This is a genomic window from Lactobacillus sp. B4007, from assembly GCF_026535895.1.
Classification (GTDB): domain Bacteria; phylum Bacillota; class Bacilli; order Lactobacillales; family Lactobacillaceae; genus Lactobacillus; species Lactobacillus panisapium.
Genome location: NZ_JAFNPA010000002.1, coordinates 316,741 through 340,304 on the forward strand (window position 1 = coordinate 316,741; position 23,564 = coordinate 340,304).

Annotated in this window: 24 protein-coding genes; 19 read left to right on the forward strand and 5 right to left on the reverse strand. The window is 37.1% G+C overall.

Annotated elements, in window-relative coordinates; all coding sequences use genetic code 11:
* Positions 1-121 precede the first annotated feature (121 nt).
* The 7 genes from J3U54_RS04635 (at position 122) to J3U54_RS04665 (ending at position 6,332) form a co-directional block, all read left to right on the forward strand.
* Complete coding sequence (locus J3U54_RS04635; RefSeq protein WP_267385266.1) at positions 122-781, forward strand: histidine phosphatase family protein; 660 nt, start codon at positions 122-124, stop codon at positions 779-781.
* Positions 778-1,428: a tetratricopeptide repeat protein gene (locus J3U54_RS04640; protein WP_267385267.1), complete on the forward strand. Its 651-nt coding sequence runs from the start codon at positions 778-780 to the stop codon at positions 1,426-1,428. The genes J3U54_RS04635 and J3U54_RS04640 overlap by 4 nt, the downstream gene beginning before the upstream one ends.
* The gene (locus tag J3U54_RS04645; protein ID WP_267385269.1) at positions 1,421-3,778 is read left to right on the forward strand and encodes an ATP-dependent RecD-like DNA helicase; all 2,358 of its coding nucleotides are present in this window, start codon (positions 1,421-1,423) and stop codon (positions 3,776-3,778) included. Before J3U54_RS04640 ends, J3U54_RS04645 begins: the two co-directional genes overlap by 8 nt.
* Positions 3,779-3,802: 24 nt before the next feature.
* Entirely contained in the window at positions 3,803-4,192 is a 390-nt protein-coding gene (locus J3U54_RS04650) for a DUF1828 domain-containing protein (protein WP_267385271.1), read from the forward strand.
* Positions 4,193-4,256: 64 nt separating this feature from the next.
* Entirely contained in the window at positions 4,257-4,964 is a 708-nt protein-coding gene (locus tag J3U54_RS04655; protein WP_267385272.1) for an ABC transporter ATP-binding protein, read from the forward strand.
* A gap of 18 nt (positions 4,965-4,982) precedes the next feature.
* Positions 4,983-5,774 (forward strand): ABC transporter permease, encoded by a 792-nt coding sequence (locus tag J3U54_RS04660; RefSeq protein WP_267385273.1) that lies wholly within the window; start codon positions 4,983-4,985, stop codon positions 5,772-5,774.
* Positions 5,775-5,918: 144 nt separating this feature from the next.
* Complete coding sequence (locus J3U54_RS04665) at positions 5,919-6,332, forward strand: GNAT family N-acetyltransferase (RefSeq protein WP_164715346.1); 414 nt, start codon at positions 5,919-5,921, stop codon at positions 6,330-6,332.
* Between the two features lie 63 nt (positions 6,333-6,395).
* Here the strand turns inward: J3U54_RS04665 and J3U54_RS04670 are convergent, their stop codons facing one another.
* The 4 genes from J3U54_RS04670 to def form a co-directional block, all read right to left on the reverse strand.
* Positions 6,396-7,346 (reverse strand): diacylglycerol/lipid kinase family protein, encoded by a 951-nt coding sequence (locus J3U54_RS04670; protein WP_267385274.1) that lies wholly within the window; start codon positions 7,344-7,346, stop codon positions 6,396-6,398.
* Between the two features lie 43 nt (positions 7,347-7,389).
* Positions 7,390-9,069: a ribonuclease J1 gene (gene rnjA / locus J3U54_RS04675; protein ID WP_220269594.1), complete on the reverse strand. Its 1,680-nt coding sequence runs from the start codon at positions 9,067-9,069 to the stop codon at positions 7,390-7,392.
* Positions 9,070-9,074: 5 nt separating this feature from the next.
* A complete protein-coding gene (locus tag J3U54_RS04680; protein ID WP_103751550.1) occupies positions 9,075-9,299 on the reverse strand; it encodes a DNA-dependent RNA polymerase subunit epsilon in 225 nt (74 codons plus the stop codon).
* Between the two features lie 173 nt (positions 9,300-9,472).
* On the reverse strand, positions 9,473-10,027 hold the full coding sequence (gene def, locus J3U54_RS04685) for a peptide deformylase (protein WP_103751551.1): 555 nt from the start codon (positions 10,025-10,027) through the stop codon (positions 9,473-9,475).
* Positions 10,028-10,281: 254 nt separating this feature from the next.
* Between def and typA the strand changes: the two genes are divergently transcribed.
* From typA to holA, 9 genes are all read left to right on the forward strand, one after another.
* Positions 10,282-12,123 (forward strand): translational GTPase TypA, encoded by a 1,842-nt coding sequence (gene typA / locus J3U54_RS04690; protein WP_267385277.1) that lies wholly within the window; start codon positions 10,282-10,284, stop codon positions 12,121-12,123.
* Between the two features lie 92 nt (positions 12,124-12,215).
* Positions 12,216-13,403, forward strand: a complete 1,188-nt coding sequence (locus tag J3U54_RS04695) for an FtsW/RodA/SpoVE family cell cycle protein (protein WP_267385278.1) — start codon at positions 12,216-12,218, stop codon at positions 13,401-13,403.
* On the forward strand, positions 13,393-13,737 hold the full coding sequence (locus J3U54_RS04700; protein WP_267385279.1) for a YlbG family protein: 345 nt from the start codon (positions 13,393-13,395) through the stop codon (positions 13,735-13,737). The genes J3U54_RS04695 and J3U54_RS04700 overlap by 11 nt, the downstream gene beginning before the upstream one ends.
* Positions 13,734-14,288, forward strand: a complete 555-nt coding sequence (gene rsmD / locus J3U54_RS04705) for a 16S rRNA (guanine(966)-N(2))-methyltransferase RsmD (protein WP_103751555.1) — start codon at positions 13,734-13,736, stop codon at positions 14,286-14,288. Before J3U54_RS04700 ends, rsmD begins: the two co-directional genes overlap by 4 nt.
* On the forward strand, positions 14,285-14,770 hold the full coding sequence (gene coaD, locus J3U54_RS04710; RefSeq protein ID WP_103751556.1) for a pantetheine-phosphate adenylyltransferase: 486 nt from the start codon (positions 14,285-14,287) through the stop codon (positions 14,768-14,770). The genes rsmD and coaD overlap by 4 nt, the downstream gene beginning before the upstream one ends.
* A complete protein-coding gene (locus J3U54_RS04715; protein ID WP_103751557.1) occupies positions 14,770-15,822 on the forward strand; it encodes a SepM family pheromone-processing serine protease in 1,053 nt (350 codons plus the stop codon). The genes coaD and J3U54_RS04715 overlap by 1 nt, the downstream gene beginning before the upstream one ends.
* A gap of 56 nt (positions 15,823-15,878) precedes the next feature.
* Positions 15,879-16,598, forward strand: a complete 720-nt coding sequence (locus tag J3U54_RS04720) for a helix-hairpin-helix domain-containing protein (protein ID WP_220235381.1) — start codon at positions 15,879-15,881, stop codon at positions 16,596-16,598.
* Positions 16,567-18,849, forward strand: coding sequence for a DNA internalization-related competence protein ComEC/Rec2 (locus tag J3U54_RS04725; RefSeq protein WP_267385282.1), 2,283 nt, complete (start codon positions 16,567-16,569; stop codon positions 18,847-18,849). The genes J3U54_RS04720 and J3U54_RS04725 overlap by 32 nt, the downstream gene beginning before the upstream one ends.
* Before the next feature lie 145 nt (positions 18,850-18,994).
* The gene (gene holA, locus J3U54_RS04730; RefSeq protein ID WP_103751932.1) at positions 18,995-19,981 is read left to right on the forward strand and encodes a DNA polymerase III subunit delta; all 987 of its coding nucleotides are present in this window, start codon (positions 18,995-18,997) and stop codon (positions 19,979-19,981) included.
* A gap of 53 nt (positions 19,982-20,034) precedes the next feature.
* On the opposite strand, the gene rpsT is transcribed toward holA, so the two are convergent.
* Positions 20,035-20,286 (reverse strand): 30S ribosomal protein S20, encoded by a 252-nt coding sequence (gene rpsT, locus J3U54_RS04735; protein WP_103751560.1) that lies wholly within the window; start codon positions 20,284-20,286, stop codon positions 20,035-20,037.
* 199 nt (positions 20,287-20,485) lie between these two features.
* Between rpsT and rpsO the strand changes: the two genes are divergently transcribed.
* From rpsO to J3U54_RS04750, 3 genes are all read left to right on the forward strand, one after another.
* On the forward strand, positions 20,486-20,755 hold the full coding sequence (gene rpsO, locus J3U54_RS04740; RefSeq protein WP_046306781.1) for a 30S ribosomal protein S15: 270 nt from the start codon (positions 20,486-20,488) through the stop codon (positions 20,753-20,755).
* A 162-nt stretch (positions 20,756-20,917) separates the two neighbouring features.
* Positions 20,918-22,699, forward strand: coding sequence for a ribonuclease J (locus tag J3U54_RS04745; RefSeq protein WP_220235383.1), 1,782 nt, complete (start codon positions 20,918-20,920; stop codon positions 22,697-22,699).
* A gap of 2 nt (positions 22,700-22,701) precedes the next feature.
* Positions 22,702-23,535 carry a tetratricopeptide repeat protein gene (locus J3U54_RS04750; protein ID WP_267385283.1) on the forward strand — a complete coding sequence of 278 codons (834 nt, stop codon included), beginning with the start codon at positions 22,702-22,704 and terminating at the stop codon, positions 23,533-23,535.
* Positions 23,536-23,564 lie beyond the last annotated feature (29 nt).

Genomic DNA, 23,564 nt, shown 5'->3' on the forward strand with positions numbered 1-23,564 from the left:
TGTTGGCTTTTTCAAATACAACATAAGATTGTTAGTTTTATTGAATTTTTGCTTTTTTCAATTGCGTTAATTAAATGATAAACTATGAAGGTAACAATAATAGGAGATTGATCGATTAGTAATGCAGATTTATTTTATTAGACATGGAAAAACGGAATGGAATTTAGAACGAAGATTTCAGGGAGCACATGGTGATTCTCCACTCTTACCGCAAAGTTTAATTGATATTCAAAAACTTGGACAATATTTAAGTCAAACGAAGTTTGCTGGTTTTTATTCTAGTCCGATAAATCGTGCATATGAAACTGCCAAAAGATTAAAGTCGAGTATGGTTTCTTCTTTAATAATTAACCGAGACAAGCGTTTACGCGAATTTGACTTGGGTAAAATGGAAGGACTTAATTTTTCAGAGGCTGCTAGGCAGTATCCGCAGCAAGTCGCGGATATTTGGGATAGCCCTGAAAAGTATGATGGTAAAAGCATCGGCGGAGAAGACTATTCAGACGTAATTCAGCGTGGATGGAGTTTTGCCCAGGAAATTGCTCAAAAATACCCTGATGATAGCGATAAAGTAATTGCTGTAAGTCATGGTGCAGCTTTAAGCGCGATCATGGGCGGACTTTTAGCTTATCCTCTTTATGATATTCGTCATAATGGCGCCCTCAGTAATACTAGTTTAAGTATTTTGGAAACGACCGATCAGGGAAAAAGTTTCCACTTACTCGTTTGGAATGAAACTAAGTTTTTAGGAAGAAAAATATTAGGAACAGATTCACTATGACAAATGACCAAAATAACCAAGCAAAAAATAAGCAGCAATCTGAAAAGCAGATTCATGATCTGATTACTAAAATTGATGCAGACCCGCGAAATACTGAAAATTACCTAAAACTTGCTACTTGTCTAATTGAACAGGGGAGTTTTGACCAAGCAACACAGCTTTTAGAACAAGCAAAACATCTTGTTAAAAATCCGCAAGATTTAGACTATGATTTGGCAGTTTGTCTATATCTACAAGGCGATTTTGCTAAAGCTTTAGAGTTACTAAACCAAATCCCAAATGATGACTTGGTCTTATACCAAAAGGCTCTGGTTTTTCTCAAATTGGGACAAAGACAGAAGGCTTTAGCCCATGCATTAACAATCAAAAATATCGATAATCGGGTTAAAGAATTGCTGGGAGATATTTGGCTAAGCTTAGGTGATTTAACTAGTGCAAAATCGAGCTATCAGCAAATAAACGAAAATCAAAGAAGTGCTAAGGTCAATTTCATGCTAGGCATAACAACTCTTAATGATAATCGCAAGGAAGCTGAAGAATATTTACACAAGGCTAAACAAGAGGATCCTAAATTTTACCAGCAGGCTCAAGAACAATATGATGCAATTTTAAAAATGATTAACGATTCGGAAAAGAAAAATGACTAAGTTTAACGGTAAATTAAATCGAATAGTTTTTGAAAACGATCAGGATCTTTTTAAAATTCTTGATGTAACTATCATTGGTAAACTAGAAGATTATGATCGAGAAGAAATTAAAGTTACTGGTAGTTTTGGCGATATTCAGGAAGGTGGAACTTACACTTTTGACGGCAAGCTAGTCGTACATAATAAATTTGGCTTGCAATTTCGCTGTGACAGCTATAAGCAATCAGTTCCGCAAGAAAAAGGAAGTTTAACACGCTATTTAAGTTCCAGTAAATTTCCGGGAATTGGGAAAAAGGCTGCGGATACTATCATCTCAGCTTTAGGAACAAATGCTTTAACCGTGTTAAAAGATAATCCGGCTAAAGTGGCCACATTGCCATTAACCAAAAAGCAAAAGGACAGTTTGATTTCGGGTGTTAATTCAATGGACTCATACTCAGAGATTGTTCTTAAATTAGCACAATTTGGCTTAAATAAAAAAGTGGCAGCTAGACTGTATCAAATTTATCACGGTGAAACTCTAGCTAAATTGGAGCAAGATCCGTATGCCGCGATTGCAGAAGTTACGGGCTATGCGTTTAAAAGTGCTGATAGAATGGGCAGTAAATTAGGAATTGCTGCCGATGATCCGCGACGTATTAATGGTGCAATTTTCCAAATTTTACTCGATGAACTAAGTAAAGAGGGAAATACCTTTGTAAAGTTGGCTTTACTTCTAACGCAAGCAAGTAAGTTATTACAAATTAAACAATTTGATCCCATTGCTACGTGCGTTAACAATCTCCAGCACCAGGGCAAAATTGTTGTATCTGGTGAAGATGCTGCATTGCAGTCTATTTTTGAGACTGAAAACGAAATTGCTCTCACGATGAAGAATTTGATTGAGCGGAAGAATACCACCAAGCCATATAAGGAACGAGCAATTCAAACGGCCATAAAAAATGCTGAGAAGAAATTAAAAATTAGCTATGACAACACCCAAAAGCTGGCCATTAAAAATGCTTTAACTAACCCGATTTCGATTCTGACAGGTGGCCCGGGAACAGGTAAGACAACTATTATCAATGGTATTTTACTTTCATTGCGAGAGCTGGCTGAAATTCCTGCTTCGTCTTTGTATAGTAGCGATCCGCCTTTTTTACTAGCTGCTCCAACAGGTCGGGCTGCTAAAAGAATGGAAGAGATTACCGGTATTACGGCCAAGACCATTCACAGGATGTTGGGATTAGGAATTGGTGAAAATGACGTTACTGATCTAAACGAATTAAACGGCGAAATTTTAATTATCGATGAAATGTCTATGGTTGACATGTTTTTGTTTAAGCAACTGATTTCTAGCATTAATGATACAAAGCATATCGTTTTTGTTGGGGATAAGGACCAATTGCCATCGGTTGGTGCAGGCAATGTCTTTAGTGATTTAATTAAGGCTAATGCTTTTCCTACAACTGTTTTAAAGCAAATCCACCGTCAAGGAGACGACTCGAGTATTATTACGTTGGCTCATGATATTAATGAGGGTGAAGATCAGCAATCTTTGTTTACTAAAACCAAAAATTATTCTTTCATTTCTTGTCCGCCGCATGAAGTTGATCATGTAGTAAGCCAAATAGTTGAAAGAGCTATTGCCCATGGTTTTGCTAAAGATGACATTCAAGTCTTAGGTGCCATGTATCAAGGACCAGGTGGAGTAACCAATCTGAATAATGTTATACAGGAAATTATGAATCCGGCTAAACCTAACAGTAAAATCCTCGAAGTTCATGATGAAGCTTTTCGGATAGGGGATCGGGTTTTACAGTTACAAAATAACCCTGAAAAAGATATATATAATGGTCAAATTGGTAAAATTTTAGCGATTGATGAAAAAAATCCGCAAAAGTGTATGACTGCAGACTTTGATGGACGGGAAATAAACTTTAGCAAAAAAGATTTATTTGATTTGACCAGAGCTTATGCAATAACAATTCATAAGGCTCAAGGATCGGAATTTCCACTAGTAATTTTGAGTTTAACAATGCAAAATTATGTTATGTTGAAACGGAATCTGCTGTACACTGCGGTTACGCGTGCCGAAAAAAACTTGGTTTTAATTGGCGATCCTCGGGCGTATGTGATGGCGCTTAATACTTCTGGTAATGATCGGCAAACTGGTTTAAGTCAGAAATTGCATGAGCAATTAGGCGTTGTTAGTCAGACAATCCCTGAGAATAAGGTGGAAAGACCAAAAGTAGACGAGCAGGTAGAAGAAAATCCTAAAGATTATGTACTTACTTCTGAATTAATTTACGCTGGTAAAATTGACCCAATGATTGGAATGGCTGATATTAAGCCAGGAATAAAGCATTAACTCAGAATAGGAGAAACTTTTTAAATGAACCAAAATTTTGCTAATGAAAGTCAACAATTAAAAAAGGCAATCGGCTCGTGGGTCCTGGACCAGACGCAAATTTGTCAGATCGCAGATAATGCTTGGGAAATTGTTACGTTTGTTCAAGATGCAATGGGTGAGTCAATCTATTGTTTTGTAGAACAAAAAGATAATTATTTCCGGGTTGGCGATGATGGTCGAACTCTTTTTAAAATTGATCCCAGTGCCAGTGACCAAAACTTGCTAGATTCGGCAGAAGAACTAATTTTAGCTGATGGCTTTGAATATGATGCAAATACGGGTGAAATTTGGGCTCAAGCAGATGAAGAAAGCTTAGTTGCGGTCATAATGGAATTAGTCCAACTTGCCGCAGCGATTTCCTACCTAAGTTGATATTGTTACACTTCAATGTTATAATTCATTAATTCTTAAAAATTAATGAAAAGAGGACTTGCCAATGGCGCTAAAATTTGAGCAACTAACAAAAAAATATGGCAAAAAAATGGTTTTAAATCAAATTGATTTAACAATTAATGTTCAGCCAAAAGTTGTAGGCCTAATCGGCCCAAATGGTGTAGGCAAGTCTACACTTTTGCGTCTTATTGCAGGAGTTCTGGAGCCAACGGAAGGCCGAATAACCAATGATCAAGTAGCCCAAGATTATGCTAAATGGGCAAGTTCACATACGTCTTTTATTGCTTCTGGTGAAAGAGGACTAATTAACCGGCTGAATACTTGGGAAAATTGTCAATTTTTTGCGTCAATTAGAGGCGTTGATCCCAAAATTGCCCAAAAGAGCATTGCCAAATTAGCAGCTGAATTAAATTTTTCTCCAAATATGAAGACAATTTTTCAGGAATTATCAACTGGTCAAAAGAAGAAGGCAGCCATTCTAGTTGGCGCCGCCATGCAAACGGATTTTGTTCTTCTTGATGAACCATCAAATGGCTTAGATATTTCTGCGCAAAAGGATTTGGCAGACTTTATTTTGGCACTGAAAAATAATCAGCATAAACTAATTTTCGTTTCGTCGCATGATACTCAGATGTTATCGGGGGTCGTTGATCAATATCTCTTTATTAAAGATAAAGTGATTCCGCGTGTAGTTGATCATCATCTCGAAGAAGCTGATTTATTGGCAATTTACCATAATATATACAGCTAAAGTCAAGGGGTGAATTAAATGAATAAGTTAAAACAGTTAGTAACTTTGTTTGTGGTTCAGCTTAAGCTGCAGCTAAAAATCAAACTGCGTTATCTCAATGCAACAATCACCGAAATGATCATATATGCTGGTGCTCTGCTACTCATTTTATTCGGAGCAAACGGTAATAATATTGGTCAGCAATATGGGATCAAGGGCAACGTCTTGATAACTCTAATCGGCTATTTGTTCTGGAGCAATGGTGTTTCTGCCTTAAACTCATGTAGTAGTAGTGTCGAAAGCGATGAAATATCGGGAATATTTGAAACTGAGGCGCAATCAGCTCTTCCCTTATGGCTAATCTATTTAGTCCAAACAATTGTTGAAGAACTCTACACCTGGATTTATTTAATCATTATCAGTATTGTCACGAGCTTTTTTGGTCATTTTTCATTGCTTGACTTGTGTATTGCTTTTCTACTAACATTTGTTTTTACCTTGATTTCAAACTTAGGAATGTTTGGTATCGGGCTGATTTTTGCCTCCGGTTCAATTCATTATAAGCGAATGGGACAGTGGGCAACAATACTACAGGCCTTACTGGTAATGTTTTCCAATATCTATCAACCAATGATTACGCCTTATCAGCAGATTATTCCGTATGCCAGTGGTATCGAAATCGTACGGAGCTTATTTATAGGTAAAAGCGTTCCGCTTAGTACCTACTTAACTTTTGTAGCAGTTAATTCGTTTTGGCTAATTGTTGGCATTGTTATCTTCAATTATTGCTTTAAAAAGGAAAAAAAGAATGGTTCATTTGATGCGTTTTAGAATGATTTTTAGAGAGAAAGAAAGGGTATTATTTTAAAATTTAAACAGGTTAAATGGTTATCTGCCAATTATCGAAAAATTAAAAAACTATATTTAAGTGCTTTCCCGCAAAATGAGCGATTCCCACTTTGGCAGTTACAGTTATTGTCCTTAAAAAAGGCAGTTCAATTTGAGGGTCTATATGATCAGGACCAGTTCATTGGTCTCACTTATACTGCGGTTGATGAAAAGGCGGTTTATCTTTTCTATTTAGCAATTGACCCGGCCAAAAGAGGACACGGGTATGGCAGTCAGGTACTGACTTTACTAAAAGAAAGATATCCCGCTAAGCAGATCTTCTTAGATATTGAGCCCGTTACATCTGAGGCCGACAATTATGAACAGCGACAAAAGCGCTTAGCTTTTTACCAGTACAATGGCTTTAAATTGACCAATCATCGGTTAATTGATGATGGTGGAATTTATGATATTTGTACTACTGGTAGCCATGTCAATCTTCAAGAATTAAACAAACTTACACGTAAAATGAGTATTTTTGCTCAATCCAAAATCGTATAGTCTTTATCAATTTTAAAGCAAAAAAGAATCATGAAGATAAATTCTTCATGATTCTTTTTGTTTTTACCGGTACAGTCTAAATTGATCAACAGCAAATTCAAGTTTAAAGGGCTGTCTTATTATTTGCTCGCCATCAACTTGGGCAAATTCTTTTTGACTAGTTTCAACCGTAATTTTATCTGCCTCAATATAATGAAATTGCGGGTCATTAAGATGAGAACCATCTTTTAATAGATCTAGAAAAAGCTTAACTAATTTTTTTAAGCTATCCTTTTCAACAATGACCGTGTCAATTTTATGACTATCAATTTTAGCGCAAGGTAAAAGTGGGATGCCACCACCAAGATACGGGTGATTGGTGGTAGTTACTAAAAAGGCATCGTTATAATGCCATCTTTTACCATTAGCTTCCAGATCAACGTGAAAGGTATCCTGCTTGTACAAGGCCGATAAAATATGAAGACCGTAGATTAACTTGCCTTCATTTAGTTTATTCAGCAGTTTTTTTAGGTTAGAAATATTGCTAAGGTGGTTCACATATGCGTCAAAGCCAATCCCAAAACTATTCGCAAAATAATAAGTTTGCTCACTAATCTCGGGAAGTCTAAAGGAGCCACAATCGGTTAGGGTGGGGGTAAAGACGTGCTGTTTTATATTGTCAAGAAGCTCTTGCGGATCACTCAGAAGATTAGCAGCACGGCCAAAGTCATTTCCGGTTCCGGCCGGTAAGTAGGCGAACGGGGTTAACGGATTCTGCGATCTTTTGATACCGTTTAATACTTCGTTTAGTGATCCATCACCGCCAATAATAATTAAAACTTCGTTTTTCAAATGCTGCTTGTCAGCATATGTTTGTGCTAACCGAATGGCTTCACCGGCAAATGCACTCTTTTTAACATCAAAAGTTATTTTTTCCTTTATCAGCAATAAAACCATGCGATCTAATATCTTTTTTGCACGACCATTACCAGCAGTTTCATTGACGAGTAGGTGTATTTTTAAATTAGAATTCATTTTGTTTTTTACTTTAAATAAAAAAGCCCGTTTGGGGCTTCAATTATTTTTTCTCAACTATCATCGGCAAAATCATTGGCCTTCTTTTAGTTTTGGAATATAAGAAATCCGCTAAATTCTCAATAATTGCCTTGCGAATAACGCTATCTTTAGGCGTTTCTACCTTATCCATTTCGCTTTTGATAATGTGATAAATGTGTTTTTGCGCTTGATTGATTAATTCTGTTGACTCCCGCATGTAGACAAAACCACGACTTAAAACATCGGGGCCAGCCAATACTCGTTTATGCTTGTAGTCAACTGTTGCAACTACCACGACTAAGCCGTCTTCTGATAACACTTGGCGATCATGCACAACCACATTGCCCACATCTGCAGTTCCAGACGTATCAACATAAACATCTCCGGCAGGAACATGACCTGCAATTCTTGAACCTTCTGGGCTAAAGCAGAGGACTTCACCATTTTCTAAGACAAAGGTGTGATCTTCCGGTACTCCGGCAGCTTGTGCCAATTCCGTATGTACAACTTGCATTCTATATTCACCGTGCACAGGAATCATATATTTTGGCTTAGTCAATCTGACCATCATCTTCAGCTCTTCCTGACCACCGTGTCCAGATGTGTGAACGTTATTGATGCGGCCATGAATAACGTTTGCGCCACCTTCCATTAGTTTATTAATGAGGTGGTTAACACTTAAAGTGTTACCTGGTATTGGATTAGAAGAAAAGATTACTGTATCGCCTGGCTGCAAACTAATTTGCCGGTGCGTACCATTGGCTATGCGAGAAAGAGCGGCTAATGGTTCTCCCTGAGAGCCAGTACAAAGAATCATTGCTTGTTCAGCTGGAGTATGGTTGATTTCATTAGCGTCAACGATTAAACCTTCAGGTACATTTAAATAGCCGAGGTCAATTCCGTTTTGGACGCCATTTTCCATACTTCTACCAAAAATGGCAACCTTTCTTCCGGTATCAATTGCCGCTTCGATTGCCGTTGATACCCGGTAGAGGTTGGAGGCAAAGGTGGCAAAAATAATTCTGCCATGAATGCCTGTGATTATATCATGCAATGAGTGGGCAACGAATCTTTCCGATTTAGTAAATTGCGAAACTTCGGCATTAGTCGAATCCGAAAGAAGGGCCAGCACGCCCTCGTTACCAAGTTTAGCCATTCTCTGAAAATCTGGTGCAGGTTGGTTCATTACTGGAGTTAGGTCAAATTTAAAATCACCAGTAAAAACAACCGCACCCAGTGGTGTGTGAACCGCGATTCCGAGTGTATCAGGAATTGAGTGAGTAGTTCTAAAGAAGGTAACAGTTAATTTCTTAAATTTCAGAACTGTATCTTCATGTTCTTCATGAAGTTCAGTTGTCCGCAAAATACCATGTTCTTCAAGCTTTCCCTTAATTAATGCAAGTGCAAAAGGTGTAGCATATACGGGAATTTCAGGTATTTTTTCTAAAAGAAATGGAATCCCGCCAATGTGGTCTTCGTGTCCGTGGCTAACTACCAAGGCTTTGATTTTTTTCCGATTCTTAATTAAATAAGAATAATCGGAAATAACATAATTAATACCAAGAAGGTCATCCTCAGGGAATTTAATTCCACAATCCATGATAATAATTTCATCTTGGTATTGAACACAATACATATTTTTGCCGATTTCGTGCAACCCCCCGATTGCAACGACAGCGACTTCATTATTTTTAATACGCACTTAAATTACTTCTTACTCTCGAAAGACGTCAATTTAAAATCAGCGTGCTCTTTTTCATATTCGAGTGAATTTCCAGCTAATTCTTGGATGAGTTCAATGTTGTAGGGGGTATTTTCCTCAACCAAAGTTCTAGCTGTGACTAAATTTTCAGCCTCTAAGTAAAGAGTCTGAGTAGTTTCACGACGAGGGTTAACTACCTTATCTTTTTGATACAAAACTTTGTAGATCATATTTGTATTCTCCTTATTCAGTTAATAAAACGTTCTTGTTTGGGTAGCTTAAAGTACCCAATAGCTAGTAAAATTTTACCATAATTGTTATTTCAAGTATAGAATCGAGTTCTAATAGTTTAATAAAAAAACCGTCAAACACCAGCTGACGGTTTAATTTCGGGTATACTCAATTAATAAATAACAACAGTATCATCATCTAATTGGAACGGATTTTGTTTGTTAATCCGGTCATAAAAGAGGTGACCACGTAAGTGCTCAATTTCGTGTGAAGCAACAATGGCAGGGTAGTCTTTGAGCCGAATTGTCTTTTCTTCACCATCGACTGTATAATAATGAATTTTTAATTTATCAGGCCGTGGTACATAACCATCAATCACTTTATCAACACTTAAACAGCCTTCACCTTCGCTGAGGCATGCTTGACGAACGGATTCAGACAAAATTTCTGGGTTAACAATTGTTTCTTTAAAAATAATTTCGTTTTTATCATTGGGTACGAGCAAGGATGCCATTTGGACGCTTTCGCCAACCTGTGGTGCTGCAAGTCCCACACCGGCACGCAATTGGTGCTTCTTAGCAATTTCTGGATCTTGTGAGTTAATTAAGTATTCCATCATTTCATCAGCAAGATGGCGATAATGGTCGCTTAAAGGAAAAGTTAGCGGTTTTGCTACTTGTCGTAACACAGGATCACCGTCGCGGGTAATATCTTTCATTAAAATCAATTACATTCACTCTTTCATAAAAAGTTATATCTATATTTTTACCATAAGTTAGGCTAATTTGTCTGCTTTTTATTCTATACTAAATTTTTAATTTGAAAAAGAGGGATAAACGTTGACCAGTATATAGTTAGGTGTTAAAATCAATGAGCGTAAATATACAGATATGAAACACTTCGATTAGCATGTTTTTGACGTGCCGCCGAAACTGTGACATTGTCACAGTTTTTTTATTGAGGAGTGGAGGAGGAATACTTTTGTCAGAAAAAAGAAGAGACGATATTAGGAATATAGCTATCATAGCTCACGTTGACCATGGTAAGACAACCTTGGTTAACCAATTATTGAAACAATCCGACACTCTGCCCGAACATATGGCTCTGGAAGATCGTGCAATGGATTCTAATGATATTGAACGTGAACGTGGTATTACTATTTTATCTAAGAATACTGCGGTTAAATATGGTGATACTACCATCAATATTTTGGATACGCCTGGACACGCCGACTTCGGTGGTGAAGTTGAACGTATCATGCACATGGTTGATGGGGCTTTGCTATTGGTAGACGCCTATGAAGGTACAATGCCACAGACTCGTTTCGTGTTGAAGAAGGCGTTAGAGGCTGGTGTTAAACCAATCGTTGTGATTAACAAGATTGATCGCCCTGGTGCTCGTCCTAAAGAAGTTCTTGATGAAGTTCTGGAATTATTCATTGAATTAGGAGCAAATGATGAACAACTTGACTTCCCAGTTGTTTATGCTTCAGCATTGAATGGTACTTCCTCATATGATCCGGATCCAGCAACTCAAAAAGAGACAATGGACCCAATTTTCGACACAATCATTAAAGCTATTCCAGCTCCACTTGATAATGCTGATGAGCCACTTCAATTCCAAATTACAATGCTTGACTGGGATGATTATGTTGGCCGTATCGGTATTGGTCGTATTTACCGTGGTAGTGTAAAAGTTGGCGACAACATCACAGTTATGAAACGTGATGGGTCACAACAAAACTTCCGAGTTACTAAATTATTTGGTTTCTTTGGTTTGAAGAGAAATGAGATCACAGAAGCTAAAGCTGGTGACATCATTGCGATCAGTGGTATCAACGATATCTTCGTCGGTGAAACTATTGCTTCTGCTGAAGATCCTGAAGCATTGCCATTTCTTAAGATTGACCCACCAACTTTGCAAATGGACTTTGTTGCTAGTGACTCACCATTTGCAGGTCGTGAAGGAGACAAGGTTACACCAAAGAAATTGGAAGACCGTTTAATTAAGCAAACGCGGACAGATGTTTCTTTGAAGGTAGAACCAACTGACCAAATTAATGCGTGGACAGTATCTGGTCGTGGTGAATTGCACTTATCAATTTTAGTTGAAGAACTTCGGCGTGAAGGTTTTGAATTGCAACTTTCTCGTCCAAAAGTAATTTACCGGGAAATTGATGGTCAAATGTGCGAGCCTTACGAAGCTGTGCAAGTTGATACGCCAGATGAATATGTGGGTTCGGTTATCGATACGCTTTCTCAACGTAAAGGTGAAATGAAGAACATGGAATCAACTGGTAATAACCAGACTCGCCTTGACTTCTTAGTTCCTTCACGTGGATTAATTGGTTATAACAATGAATTTATGTCTCAAACTGGTGGTTATGGTATTTTGAACCATAGTTTTGACTGCTATAAACCAGTTGTTAAGAACTGGGAACCTGGTCGTCAAAATGGCGCATTGGTTTCAATTAGTCAGGGTAAATCAACTACGTATTCATTACAAACTGTTGAACAACGTGGAGAACTATTTATCGGTGCCGGTGTTGAAGTTTATGAAGGAATGATTGTCGGTCAATCATCTCGTGACCGTGATATTGCAGTCAATGTTATTAAGGGTAAAAACTTAACTAACACACGTGCTGCTGGTAAGGATCACGCTGCCGCAATCAGAACGCCAAAAACTTTAACTTTGGAAGAAGCTATTGAGTTCTTAAATGATGATGAATATTGTGAGGTAACACCTGAATCAATTCGGTTACGTAAGAAGATCTTAAACACTTCTGAACGGCAAAAAGCTGATAAGAAACGTAACAAAAAGTAAATAATATCCACAAGAACGGCACTCACTGATGAAGTGGTGCCATTTTTGTTTTATAATAAGGGATAATAATTTACAAAAAAGGAGGGCTACTTTTGCGACAGAAATTTCAACATCTGGACTATAAAATTTTAGTTCCTTATCTGTTACTGGTTGTATTTGGCATTATCATGGTCTATTCAGCCAGTTCTGATATTTTGCTCGTAAATGGTTTTAAGCCGGCAACATATGGAATCAAACAAGCAATATATGCTGTGTTTGCTGTCTTCCTTTTTGCGACAGTAACTTTCTTATTAAGGCTCGAAATCTTCAAAAATACTAAGTTTGTGGCTTGGTTTTTAGGTATCAGTATGATGCTACTGCTATATTTGATTATCCTGAAGATTTTTAAAGGTTCTGACGCAGCAGTCAACGGAGCGGTAGGTTGGATTGATCTGAAAGTCATCAAAATACAGCCGCTCGAAATTGCTAAGTTAGCACTGGTGCTTTATTTAGCTTATTATCTTGATCGTCATGACGGTTCTTTTAATCAAGGATATATTATTCAAAATCTGTCTAGACCAGCAATTTTAGCCGGCGTAATGATGTTTTTGGTTGTTCTTGAGCCCGATTTAGGCGGAACAGCGATTTTGGCAATGATTGTAATAGTGATGTTTTCTGTTTCTGGAGTTCCAGCAAAGAAAGCAGTCCTTTGCTTGTTAGCAATTGCTATTGGTGTTTTTTTTCTTGTTTTTTTAATCATTAAATGGAACCCCAAGTTTTTACAAGATAGTTACCAATATCGGCGACTCATGTCATTTATGCATCCCTTTGAGCTTGAGCAAAAAGGCGGAGCCCAATTGGTCAACTCCTATTATGCCATCCATAATGGTGGGCTGTTTGGTGTCGGCTTAGGAAATAGCATGCAAAAGAGGGGCTATTTACCTGAACCATATACTGATTTTATTTTAGCTGTGGCGGCTGAAGAAATCGGGGTAATTGGGGCTTTAGCCGTTTTAGCGCTGTTGTTTTACTTGATGTGGAGCATTATGGATGTTGGTATTCATGCCGAATCACAGTTTGATGCGTTAGTTTGTTTTGGTGTTACAACCATTATTTTTACCGAAACTTTATTTAATGTTGGGGCTGTTCTAGGTTTACTACCGATTACTGGTGTTACTCTGCCATTTATTTCCTATGGTGGATCTTCCTTAATCGTGCTTTCGACTTCAATCGGACTAGTCTTGAATATCGCTGCAAATGAACGAATTAGAAAAGAGGAAGAGGCTATTAATGAGCATTAACCATGATTTAGTAGCTAGTAATGTAACTAAGAGGCAAGGCTTAATCGTTTACCTTAACTCTGTCAGCAATCAATATAAATTGAGACGCTTTGGCGATATCGTTTATTTTTCGAAAAAAATGAACTATTGCGTCTTATACGTTGATCAAAAAGATGCTGATAAAACTATTGCTGTTTTGAACTCATTCGATTTTGTTAATGGTGTTGACCGTTCCAACGGTGAAAATATTGATTTATCAAGTACACATATTGAACAGCAGATTAAAGATTTGGCCAGTGAAGCAGAAGAACAGTTGCTTGAAGAACAAGAAAAAAATACGGAACAGTTATCATGAGAATTATTGCAGGTAAATATGCTAAGCGGAATTTATTGACGCTTAAAAGCCAGAAAACTAGGCCAACAAGTGATAAAGTCAAAGAATCGCTTTTTAATAGCTTAGGGCAATTTTTTGCGGGGGGCCAGGTTCTTGATTTATACGGAGGCAGCGGTGCACTAGCAATCGAGGCGGTTTCACGAGGATTAGAGCATGCCACAATTGTTGATATCAATTACCAAGCCGTTGAAATCATCCGTAAGAATGTCGCATTAACTAAAGAAGAGGATCGGTTTACTGTATATAAAATGTCTAGTAATGCTGCTTTAAAAAAATTGGCAAGTGAAAAGCAAAAATTTGATTTAGTCTTCTTAGATCCCCCTTATGCTAAGCAAAAAATTGCAGCTGATATGAAGAAAATGCTTGAAAAAGATTTGTTAACTAATGCGGCAATTGTGGTTGCAGAAACAGATGATGAAACCAGTATTGGTGAAGTTGAAGGTTTTTCTTTAACGAAAAAGCATCATTTGGGTAAGACAATTGTTCGTTTTTATCGAAAGGAAGATAAATGAGTTTCGCACTTTTTCCGGGTAGCTTTGATCCTATTACTAATGGTCATGTCGATGTGATTAACAAAGCCGTTAAAATTTTTGATAAGGTTTACGTTGTGGTAATGACTAATACTTCAAAAAAATATCTTTTTGATGTTGATAAACGGGTTAGTCTTGTGCAAGATGCCACCGAAGGTCAAGCAAAAGTCGAGGTTTTAAAACGACCTGATAAATTAACTGTTAATGTTGCGCAAGAGTTAGGTGCGTCAGTAATTATCCGGGGCGTACGTAATAGTGAAGATTTTTTGTATGAACAGGAAATCGCAGCCATGAATCACGATTTAAATCCTAAAATCGAAACGGTTTTATTTTTTACGGAACCTAATAATAGTTATGTCGCTTCAAGTGTTATCAAGGAGGTTGCACAGTTTGGTGGAAATATTAGCAGCTTTTTACCAGCAAGCTCGGCAGCGGCTTTAAAAGAGAAGTTGAGGAAGGGCTAATGAGCGATCATCCAAAACCACAAGGTAAAAAGACTAACAAAAAACGTAACTGGCTACTCGCCATTTTGGCAGTTTTATTAGTTGCCATCGGGTTAAGCTGGCCAACTGATTACTATATTGAAATGCCAGGAGAAGCTGTTCCCATTAACCTATTTATGAAGAGTAAAAACAAGAAGCCCAATAATTTTTACTTGGTAACGGTGAGTGAAACTACGCGTCCCGCCTCGGTTTTGCGGTACCTGTTAAGTTATACGCAAAAGTTTTATACGCGGGTTCCCAAGGAACAATTACTCGGCGATGCCACTAGCAGCCAATACCAAGAATTACAAAATTGGTATATGGAAACAAGTCAGCAAAATGCGATTTACTATGCAGCCAAAAAGGCTGGATTAAAGCCTAAATTGAATTATGAGGGCGTTTATGTCATGCAGGTTCAAAAAAATTCCAGCTTTAAGAGCAAGCTGCAGATTGGAGATACCGTCCTCGGAGCTAATGGCAAAAGATTTCATTCTACTGAGGAAATGATCGCTTATTTTCAAAAAATGCAAATCGGTTCGAATGTCGTTATTAATGTTCTACGCAACGGTCGCGAACGCAAATTTACTGGTAAGATCGTGAAAGTTGCTGGGACGAATAAGCCAGGAATCGGAATCCAATTAATTGAACACGTTAAAATCACGACTAAGCCCAAACTAAGTATTAATGCTGGAGCAATTGGCGGCCCTTCAGCGGGATTAATGTTTACCCTAGCTAGCTATGAAACTTTTACCCAGCAAAACCTGGCAAAAGGTCATAAAATAGCCGGGACGGGAACAATTTCTGTTAAAGGCCAAGTTGGTGCGATTGGCGGCGTAGACAAAAAAGTTGTGGCCGCAGATAAGGCTGGCGCAGAGGTCTTTTTCGCACCAACTGATACCACGGTTTTAAAAAAGAGCGAAAGTAACTACGCGGTTGCTTGTAAAACTGCTAAAGAAATTAAAACTAAGATGAAAATTGTTCCTGTTGGAACCTTTGAAGATGCTTTAAATTATTTAAATAAACATTACCGCTAAAAAGTTCAGAAAAAATTTCTGGGCTTTTTTTCGTACTTATATTAGAGGTGATAAGTATGAATTGGAAAAAAATCAAAGATTTCCTTCTGGAAAACAAAAAATATGTCTTGATTGCTGGAGTTGCTATTATCGCTTTCTTTTTATATTTACACCAAAGCCAAGGTGAGCAAGAAAGTGCCAACAATATCGTCAAAAGTGAACCCAAAGTGGTTAATTCAACGTCTTCTGTCAAGCAAGATTTAGATGATAAAAAGCAAAAGGAATCAACTTCGGTTAATCAAAAAACAAGTGAGGTAACTTGTGATATTGGGGGAGCAGTTAAAAATGAAGGAGTTTATACTTTAAAAAATGGTGCTCGCTTGAATGAATTGATTATGGCAGCAGGTGGTTTGAGTAGGAATGCCCAATTAAAAAATGTTAACCGGGCATTAATTCTAAAAGATCAAGACAAGATCCACATTCCATATCGCGGAGAAAAAGTGAGAGGCAATCAGATTGTTTTATCAGTTAATGAAAGTTCTAATTCTTCCGCCAATAATGCAAGCAACGAAGAGACACCAGATGCGAAAGAACAAGAAAAAAGCAGCAAGGTCAATATTAATACAGCCAATGCTCAAGAATTACAAAAGCTGAACGGGATTGGCGAGAAAAAGGCAGAATTAATTGTGGCTTACCGCCAGAAAAACGGCCAGTTTGCTAGTATCGAAGACATAAAGCAGATTTCTGGAATTGGAGATAAGACATTTGCGGCGCTTAAAGATCAACTCGAAGTTTGATGTCCTTGAGCCTGGTCTGTTCTTAGTTGCCGCCTTATTACTAATTGATTGCAGTTTTTTGCTTTACCAATGTACGACTATCATAGCTAAAGTAGTTACTGTTTTATTAGCTGTCTATTTATGCGGATTGGTCATAGTGAAATATCGCAAACTTGTATGTGTCTTTTTATTGCTTCTAACTAGTTTTTTGCTTGCAAACTGGTTTACTGCCCGTCCCAGCTCTTTATCTCTTACTAAAAATTCGGTGATTAAACTTTACCCTGATGAAACTAAACTCAGCGAGGACTGGCTTTCAGGCCAAGGAACATTAAATGGTAAAAAAGTCTTAGTGACGGCTAAATTAAGTCAAAAACAAATTTGGCAAGCAAAACAAGGAAAAACAATCTGGCTAAGTGACTTGCAAGGTGAAATAAATTCAATTGAACCGGCAACAAATTATGGTCAATTCGATGCGCAAAAATACTATGCCACTAAGAAAATTTGGCAAAAAGTTAATTTAAAAGCATGCAGAATATCCCTTAAAAGAACTGGTTTAATTGATTACTTGCATCACTTGCGCTACCAATTACAAAGGTATTTTCAAAGAATGCCGCAAATTTTAGGATTTTTTAGCAGCGAACTAGTTTTAGGAGAAAATCCTAATTCAGCTAATCAAATTATCTTAAATAATTATCGAGATCTGGGAATTATTCATATTCTAAGTATTTCTGGACTTCATGTTGGCATTTATACCATAGTAATTACAGCAATTTGTTCCTTTCTTAAGATGACCGAAAAGGAAAGTTTTGTTAGTTGTTTGCTAGTATTAGTTATTGGGATTTTTCTAAGCAAAGGCCAGGCGGGCTTTATTCGAGCCAGTTTAACTTTTGTTTTAAAGCAAATCTTCAAATTTAAGAAAATTCCAATCGCACAATATGACATCTTGGGGCTCGCCTGCATAATTCACTTACTATTTGATCCGCGATTAATGAGTGGAGTGGGTGCTTTATTGAGTTATGTATTGGCACTGGGATTAGAAATGACCAATAAAATGTCCAGTATTAAACAGTCAATAGCTTTAAATGCTTTGCTATTGCCATTATTACTGTTTTACTTTTTTCAGTTTAATTTTTTAACCGTTATTTTTAACATTTTCGCGGTACCATATTTTAACTGGATTGTAATGCCGTTAACTTTTTTAAACTTATTCATTTTTGCCAAACTACCAGCGATATCTGGTTTTTTTGAATTCATTTTAGAAACCGGTGAAAGAATGATTGGTCAAATTTCGACTACACAATTGGGCTTATTGTCGTTTGGTAAGATTAATTGGTGGCAATGTGGGGGGTTGCTTTTAGTGACGGGTGGAATAATAGTTTGTCTGAATGACGGTGTTTTACTTAAGAAAATTAAATTTATTGGCGGACTTGGTATCTTATATGGGTTGCTTTTTTGTACGATTCACTTTCCTTTAACGGGACAAGTAAGTTTCATTGATGTTGGGCAGGGAGACAGTATCTTAATCACTACGCCTTTTCCGCGAAAGGTCTACCTTATCGACGTCGGCGGCAAACTTAATTTTGGCAAACGAAAATTTACCCCGCAGGTCAATAAAATTACCCTTCCATTATTAAAAGCATTAGGAATAAATCAAATTGATGGCATTTTTGTTACTCACCAAGATGCAGATCATGTTGGTGATTTGGGTCCGCTATTAAGTCAAATTAAAGTAAAAAAGCTATATATGGCTGCCGGACTCATTAAAAATCCATCATTTGCCAAAAGAATTGCAGGGCATCTTACTTCTAACCAATTAGTGGAGCTTATTGCCGGTGATCAAGTAATTGAGCCTCAAATTAGGTTTAATGTGGTTTATCCTTTTAAGCCCGGTCCAGGGAAAAACGAGGATTCTTTGTCGTTAACTTTTAAATTAAATAATAAAAGATGGCTTTTCACGGGAGATCTAGGTCAAGAAGGCGAAAAAGAGATTATGGCCAATTTTCATCTGAGAGCTAATTATTTTAAACTAGGCCATCATGGCAGTAAAACTGCTTCGAATCCCGTTTTTTTAAAACAATTGCAACCGGAAATGGTCTTTATTTCTGCCGGAAGAAATAATCATTTCGGGCATCCTCATCCAGAAACAATTGCAACATTAAGAATGCAGCATATTCCTTATGCGTCTACACAAGACTGTGGAATGATTACTTGGACTTATAGCAGGTTTGCAAGTTCGAAGTTCTCTAGTTTTTTACCAGTAAAAGCAAAATAAAAAAGCCCAATGCAGAAAGCAATAGGCTTTAATAGCTAGAAGGTAGGTCGGATAAGTGAGGTATCTGGGAAACTAAAGTTAGTTCTTGGAATGTGATATGATTATTACTGTTTATAAAACTAATAGCTTTAAGGTGAAGAAACAAATGACACTACTTTCCTTATTTAAAAATACCGCCAGCAATAATCCGCAGACGATACTGGTTGGGGAAGATAGCTTTTTAAATGACTATCTTTCCCTTTCGTTGATGCATGAAGAGCGCTTTTCTTCCTATGAAAAAGTGATAATAGATTGTGAAACTGATGGTTTGGATAATCTAATTGCCGATATCACGGAATCTAGTTTATTTAGTCAAAAAAAGATGATAATCGTGAAGAATCCTTTTTTCCTGACTGCCAAGGTTCCCAAAAAATACCAAAAACAAGTAAATCAATTGCAACAGATTTTTACTAATATGGACCAATTGGATGATGTTCTGGTATTAGTAGCCTCGTATGAGAAATTAGACCGCCGAAAAAAATTAACGAAAACAGTTTTAAAACAGTTTAATGTCATAGAGACAAAAGTTAAGACCTATGAAATTAGTAAAATAACTAAATCATTAATTACGGCCGAAGGTTATCAAATTTCAAAGTCTGCTTTACAGTTGTTGCTTGAACGAAGCGACCAAATTTTAGATACGATTTTAAGCAACTTTAATAAATTGAAAGTTGCTGCGGTCGATCAAAAAATTACTGAAACACTAATTAAGCAAAATGTTGATCTATCTTTTGCCCAGAATGTTTTTGCAATACTAGAAACGGCGTTAAAACATCATTATCGTGAAGCGTTAGATCGGCTAGATAATCAGTTGCGCGAAGGTAGCAGTCCCATTCAATTATTAGCCGTTTTTGAAAATCAATTAGAATTGATTTTAGTAGCTAAGATTTTGAAAAGTCGGGGTAGGAGTGAGCCAGAAATAGTTCGAGAACTTGCTGTTCATCCATACCGGATTAAATTGGCGTTAAACAATAATTTGGAAATCACGCAACTGGCTAGTTTACTAAATGAGGCAATAAGGTTAGATTATAATTATAAAAATGGTCAATATCGTGAAGATAATTTTTTAAAGCTATTTATTTTAAGCGTCTAAAAAAGGCAGGGATAATCATCCCTGCCTTTTTAAAATTGATAGTTTAGTCAAATTTATTTAGCTAACTTAGCTAAGCGACTCTTGTCACGGCTAGCCTTGTTTTTATGAATAAGACCTTTTGAAGCAGCCTTGTCCAAAGCACGAGCAGCAGCAACATGTAATTCGGAGGCGTTTTCAGCACCAGCGGCTTGAGCAGTCTTGAACTTCTTAACAGCAGTTCTTAATTCTGACATTTGAGCAGCATTGCGCTTTCTAGCAGCGTCTTGAGTTTTAACACGCTTAATAGCTGATTTGATTTGTGGCATAAAATTCACCTCCATTGACCGTAATTTTACTTAATAGATTATACTGAAGAATAAATGCAGATGCAAGACAAATTATGCTTGCTTTTTAAAAAAATAATCTGTATTATACTATTGTTGTGAACCGTTAACGCTGTTTGCTCGCTCACACCTGACGGTTAACGTTGTTAACGGCAATTTATTTTATTGAAAGGTGAAAATTATGGCAATTTCTAAAGCAGAAAAAGATGAAATTATTAAGCAATTTGCTACTCACGAAGGTGACACTGGTTCAACCGAAGTACAAGTTGCTATCCTAACTAAAGATATTAACAATTTAACTGAACACATGAGACAACACTCTCATGACCACCACTCATACGTTGGTTTGCTCAAGAAGATTGGTCACCGTCGTAATTTACTTCGTTATTTACAAGACAACGATATTAATCGTTACCGTGAATTAATCAAGAAGTTAGGTTTGCGTCGTTAATCGCAAAAATAATTATTAAGAAGTCAGTTCTATAAAAGAACTGGCTTTTTATTTTTGTCATAAATGCATTTTATGCTAGAATAAAAAAAGATACTTTTTACGTTGTGATCACGCTGATCCATAAATTAACAACTGAATAGCAAAAAAAGAGAAGGAAATAAAATGACTGATCAAGTTAAGATAATGATTTTGAGCGGTGTTCGTGAGCAAGGAAAAGACATGTTCGCCGTTCAAGTTAATGACGAAATTTTTGTTCTTGATGCCGGCCTAAAATACCCTGATAGTTCATTATTTGGAATAGATTTGGTAATTCCAGATCTTGATTTCTTTGAACAATATGGTGATCAGGTTGTCGGCATTTTTTTAACTCATGGACACGCAGATTCAATTGGTGCGTTGCCATATATTTTACGCAAATATGATATACCTGTTTTTGGTTCGCAATTAACAATTGAGCTCGCAAAGATTACGGTTAAGCGGGAAAATAAACGGCTGAAAAATAGTCTGTTTCATGTTATTGATGCTGAAACTGAAATCGAGTTTAAAAATGCTAATATTTCATTTTTCCATACAACTCATTCAATTCCAGATTCACTCGGTATTGATGTTCATACGCCAGCTGGCGAGGTTGTATATACCGGCGACTTTAAATTTGATCCATCTGCGACACCGAAATATCGAACAGATTTGGATCGTTTAGCTGAGATTTCACAAAAGAAGGTTTTGGCACTACTCAGTGATTCTTCTAACGCAGAAGCATCATTTCCTAATGTTTCCGAGCAAGAAATTGGCGATTATGTCACTAATGTTTTTCGTAATGCTAAGGGACGCGTCATTGTTGCAGCTAAGGCATCTAATTTAATCAGAATACAAGAAGTTTTAAATGGCGCCCATAAAACTGGTAGACATGTTCTTTTAACAGGACGTGATGTTGCCAAAATAGTTAGAACTGCCATGGACTTAGGGTATCTAAAAGTACCGAAGAATCTCTTAATTCGGGTAAAAGATTTAAAGACTACGCCGGATGATAAAGTTGTCATTCTTGAAACTGGTCAAATGGGTGAACCGCTAAACTCATTACAGAAGATGGCTAAAAAGCGGCATAGCATGATTACGATTCATGAAGGCGACTTAGTCTTTATTGCTACGACGCCTTCACATTCTGTCGAAACAGTTGTAGCTCAAACTAGTGATTTGGTTTATCGCGCTGGCGGAACAGTTATTGAGCTTGGGAGAGCTAAGCATACCAGTGGACATGCAACTGGTCGCGACTTGCAAATGCTAATTGATATTTTGAAGCCGCAATTCTTGATCCCAGTTATAGGTGAATACCGCTTAATGGAAGTTCATAAAAACTTGGCAGTCAGAGCTGGAATTGCCAAAGAAAATATTTTGATTACTAAAAATGGCGATTGTTTAGACTATGACTTTAAGCAGCACAAATTCCATCTAACAAACCCAGTGCCTGGAGAAGACATCATGATTGATGGCTCGGGAATTGGTGATGTTGGCAATATTGTTTTGCGTGACCGTGAAGTGTTATCTGACGATGGCATCTTTATTGCCGTAGTTACAATTGATCGGCGTAAAAAGAAAATTATTGCGCAGCCACAAGTCACTAGCAGGGGATTTGTTTACATTAAAGCAAATCATAAGCTAATGCATGACAGTATTGAACTGATTAAGACCACTATCAAAAATAATTTTGAACACAAAAAGTTCGACTGGACGGAAATTAAGCAAGATGTTAGAAACGATCTTGAAAAGTTTTTATACAAAAAGACTAATCGTCGTCCGGTAGTTTTACCAGTTGTTATGGAGGTTAACCAAAATCGCCATCGAGCTATGCAAAAACGTGGCAATAAAAACGAGAATGGTAAAACCAAGGAACATCATCCCGTTGATGTCAATAAAACTGGTCAAAGAATAGTTAAGAAAGATTAACGATGACGACGTTAAGCCAAAAAAATTTGCTAAAGTTAGCGAAAAAGAATGAAGCTGAAGGTAATTTTTCATTAGCTATCCAAAATTGTGAAGAAGCTTTACGAGCTGGCGATAGTCAAGAAGTAATTCTGCAGCTGTGTGACTTATACTTGAAGGACAAACAAGAATATTCTGCTTACACGCTCATCAAAGAAGAAAAGGATTTATTTTCAAATCAGGCGATTTTTGATGAGTACAGCAAAATTTTGCGAGCCAATCATTTTCTAATTGAAGCTCTCCAAGTCCAAAAATTAAGTCAGGGCGAGTGGATTATTGAAGTAGAGCCCATTTCTGAAACTGAGCAGCAACAAGTAATGCAGCAATTCAGACAAAAGAACCAGCCAACTAAATTTGATTATGAACAATTATTTAAGCTGAATCTTGAGCATTTTACGGCTTTCGCGCAAAGCTTATTGCTTGATCCGAGTTTAAACTTCGCCGTTCGTTTGGTTTTGTGCGAAGATTTAGCCCGGCTGCAGCTTAAAACGGAATTTACGGTTTTAGTGCTAGGTCAACAAGAAAAATTTGTTCCTGCTAAAATCAATTTATTGGAAAAAGATCCGATATACCGTGAAGTTGTTTCGGGGATTGGCTCACGGTATTATCATCGTCCTAGCCAATTGCCAGCCGTTTTAGGCGAGGTCAATCTAATTTTAGGCAGCTTATATCCGGTTTTACCGAAATATATTACAGAGCCCGACAGTTTTGCTAGTGACTTAGCTTCTTATATTGATCATCATGATGGGCGCGCAAACCAGGACCTGTTCGTGCGAATCGATAATAGTTTGCCGAAATAATTTAGATAAAAAGTCTTTACTTTTTTTTC

Bases quoted from the DNA above. Each gene is read 5' to 3' on its own strand.
- J3U54_RS04635 (WP_267385266.1), top strand. From the start codon at position 122: ATGCAGATTTATTTTATTAGACATGGAAAAACGGAATGGAATTTAGAA.
- coaD (WP_103751556.1), top strand. From the start codon at position 14,285: ATGAGTTTCGCACTTTTTCCGGGTAGCTTTGATCCTATTACTAATGGT.
- J3U54_RS04670 (WP_267385274.1), bottom strand. From the start codon at position 7,346: ATGAATTCTAATTTAAAAATACACCTACTCGTCAATGAAACTGCTGGT.
- J3U54_RS04750 (WP_267385283.1), top strand. From the start codon at position 22,702: ATGACGACGTTAAGCCAAAAAAATTTGCTAAAGTTAGCGAAAAAGAAT.
- J3U54_RS04655 (WP_267385272.1), top strand. From the start codon at position 4,257: ATGGCGCTAAAATTTGAGCAACTAACAAAAAAATATGGCAAAAAAATG.
- rpsT (WP_103751560.1), bottom strand. From the start codon at position 20,286: ATGCCACAAATCAAATCAGCTATTAAGCGTGTTAAAACTCAAGACGCT.
- J3U54_RS04700 (WP_267385279.1), top strand. From the start codon at position 13,393: ATGAGCATTAACCATGATTTAGTAGCTAGTAATGTAACTAAGAGGCAA.
- J3U54_RS04745 (WP_220235383.1), top strand. From the start codon at position 20,918: ATGACTGATCAAGTTAAGATAATGATTTTGAGCGGTGTTCGTGAGCAA.
- holA (WP_103751932.1), top strand. From the start codon at position 18,995: ATGACACTACTTTCCTTATTTAAAAATACCGCCAGCAATAATCCGCAG.
- J3U54_RS04720 (WP_220235381.1), top strand. From the start codon at position 15,879: ATGAATTGGAAAAAAATCAAAGATTTCCTTCTGGAAAACAAAAAATAT.
- rpsO (WP_046306781.1), top strand. From the start codon at position 20,486: ATGGCAATTTCTAAAGCAGAAAAAGATGAAATTATTAAGCAATTTGCT.
- J3U54_RS04715 (WP_103751557.1), top strand. From the start codon at position 14,770: ATGAGCGATCATCCAAAACCACAAGGTAAAAAGACTAACAAAAAACGT.
- J3U54_RS04645 (WP_267385269.1), top strand. From the start codon at position 1,421: ATGACTAAGTTTAACGGTAAATTAAATCGAATAGTTTTTGAAAACGAT.
- J3U54_RS04660 (WP_267385273.1), top strand. From the start codon at position 4,983: ATGAATAAGTTAAAACAGTTAGTAACTTTGTTTGTGGTTCAGCTTAAG.
- J3U54_RS04680 (WP_103751550.1), bottom strand. From the start codon at position 9,299: ATGATCTACAAAGTTTTGTATCAAAAAGATAAGGTAGTTAACCCTCGT.
- J3U54_RS04640 (WP_267385267.1), top strand. From the start codon at position 778: ATGACAAATGACCAAAATAACCAAGCAAAAAATAAGCAGCAATCTGAA.
- J3U54_RS04650 (WP_267385271.1), top strand. From the start codon at position 3,803: ATGAACCAAAATTTTGCTAATGAAAGTCAACAATTAAAAAAGGCAATC.
- rsmD (WP_103751555.1), top strand. From the start codon at position 13,734: ATGAGAATTATTGCAGGTAAATATGCTAAGCGGAATTTATTGACGCTT.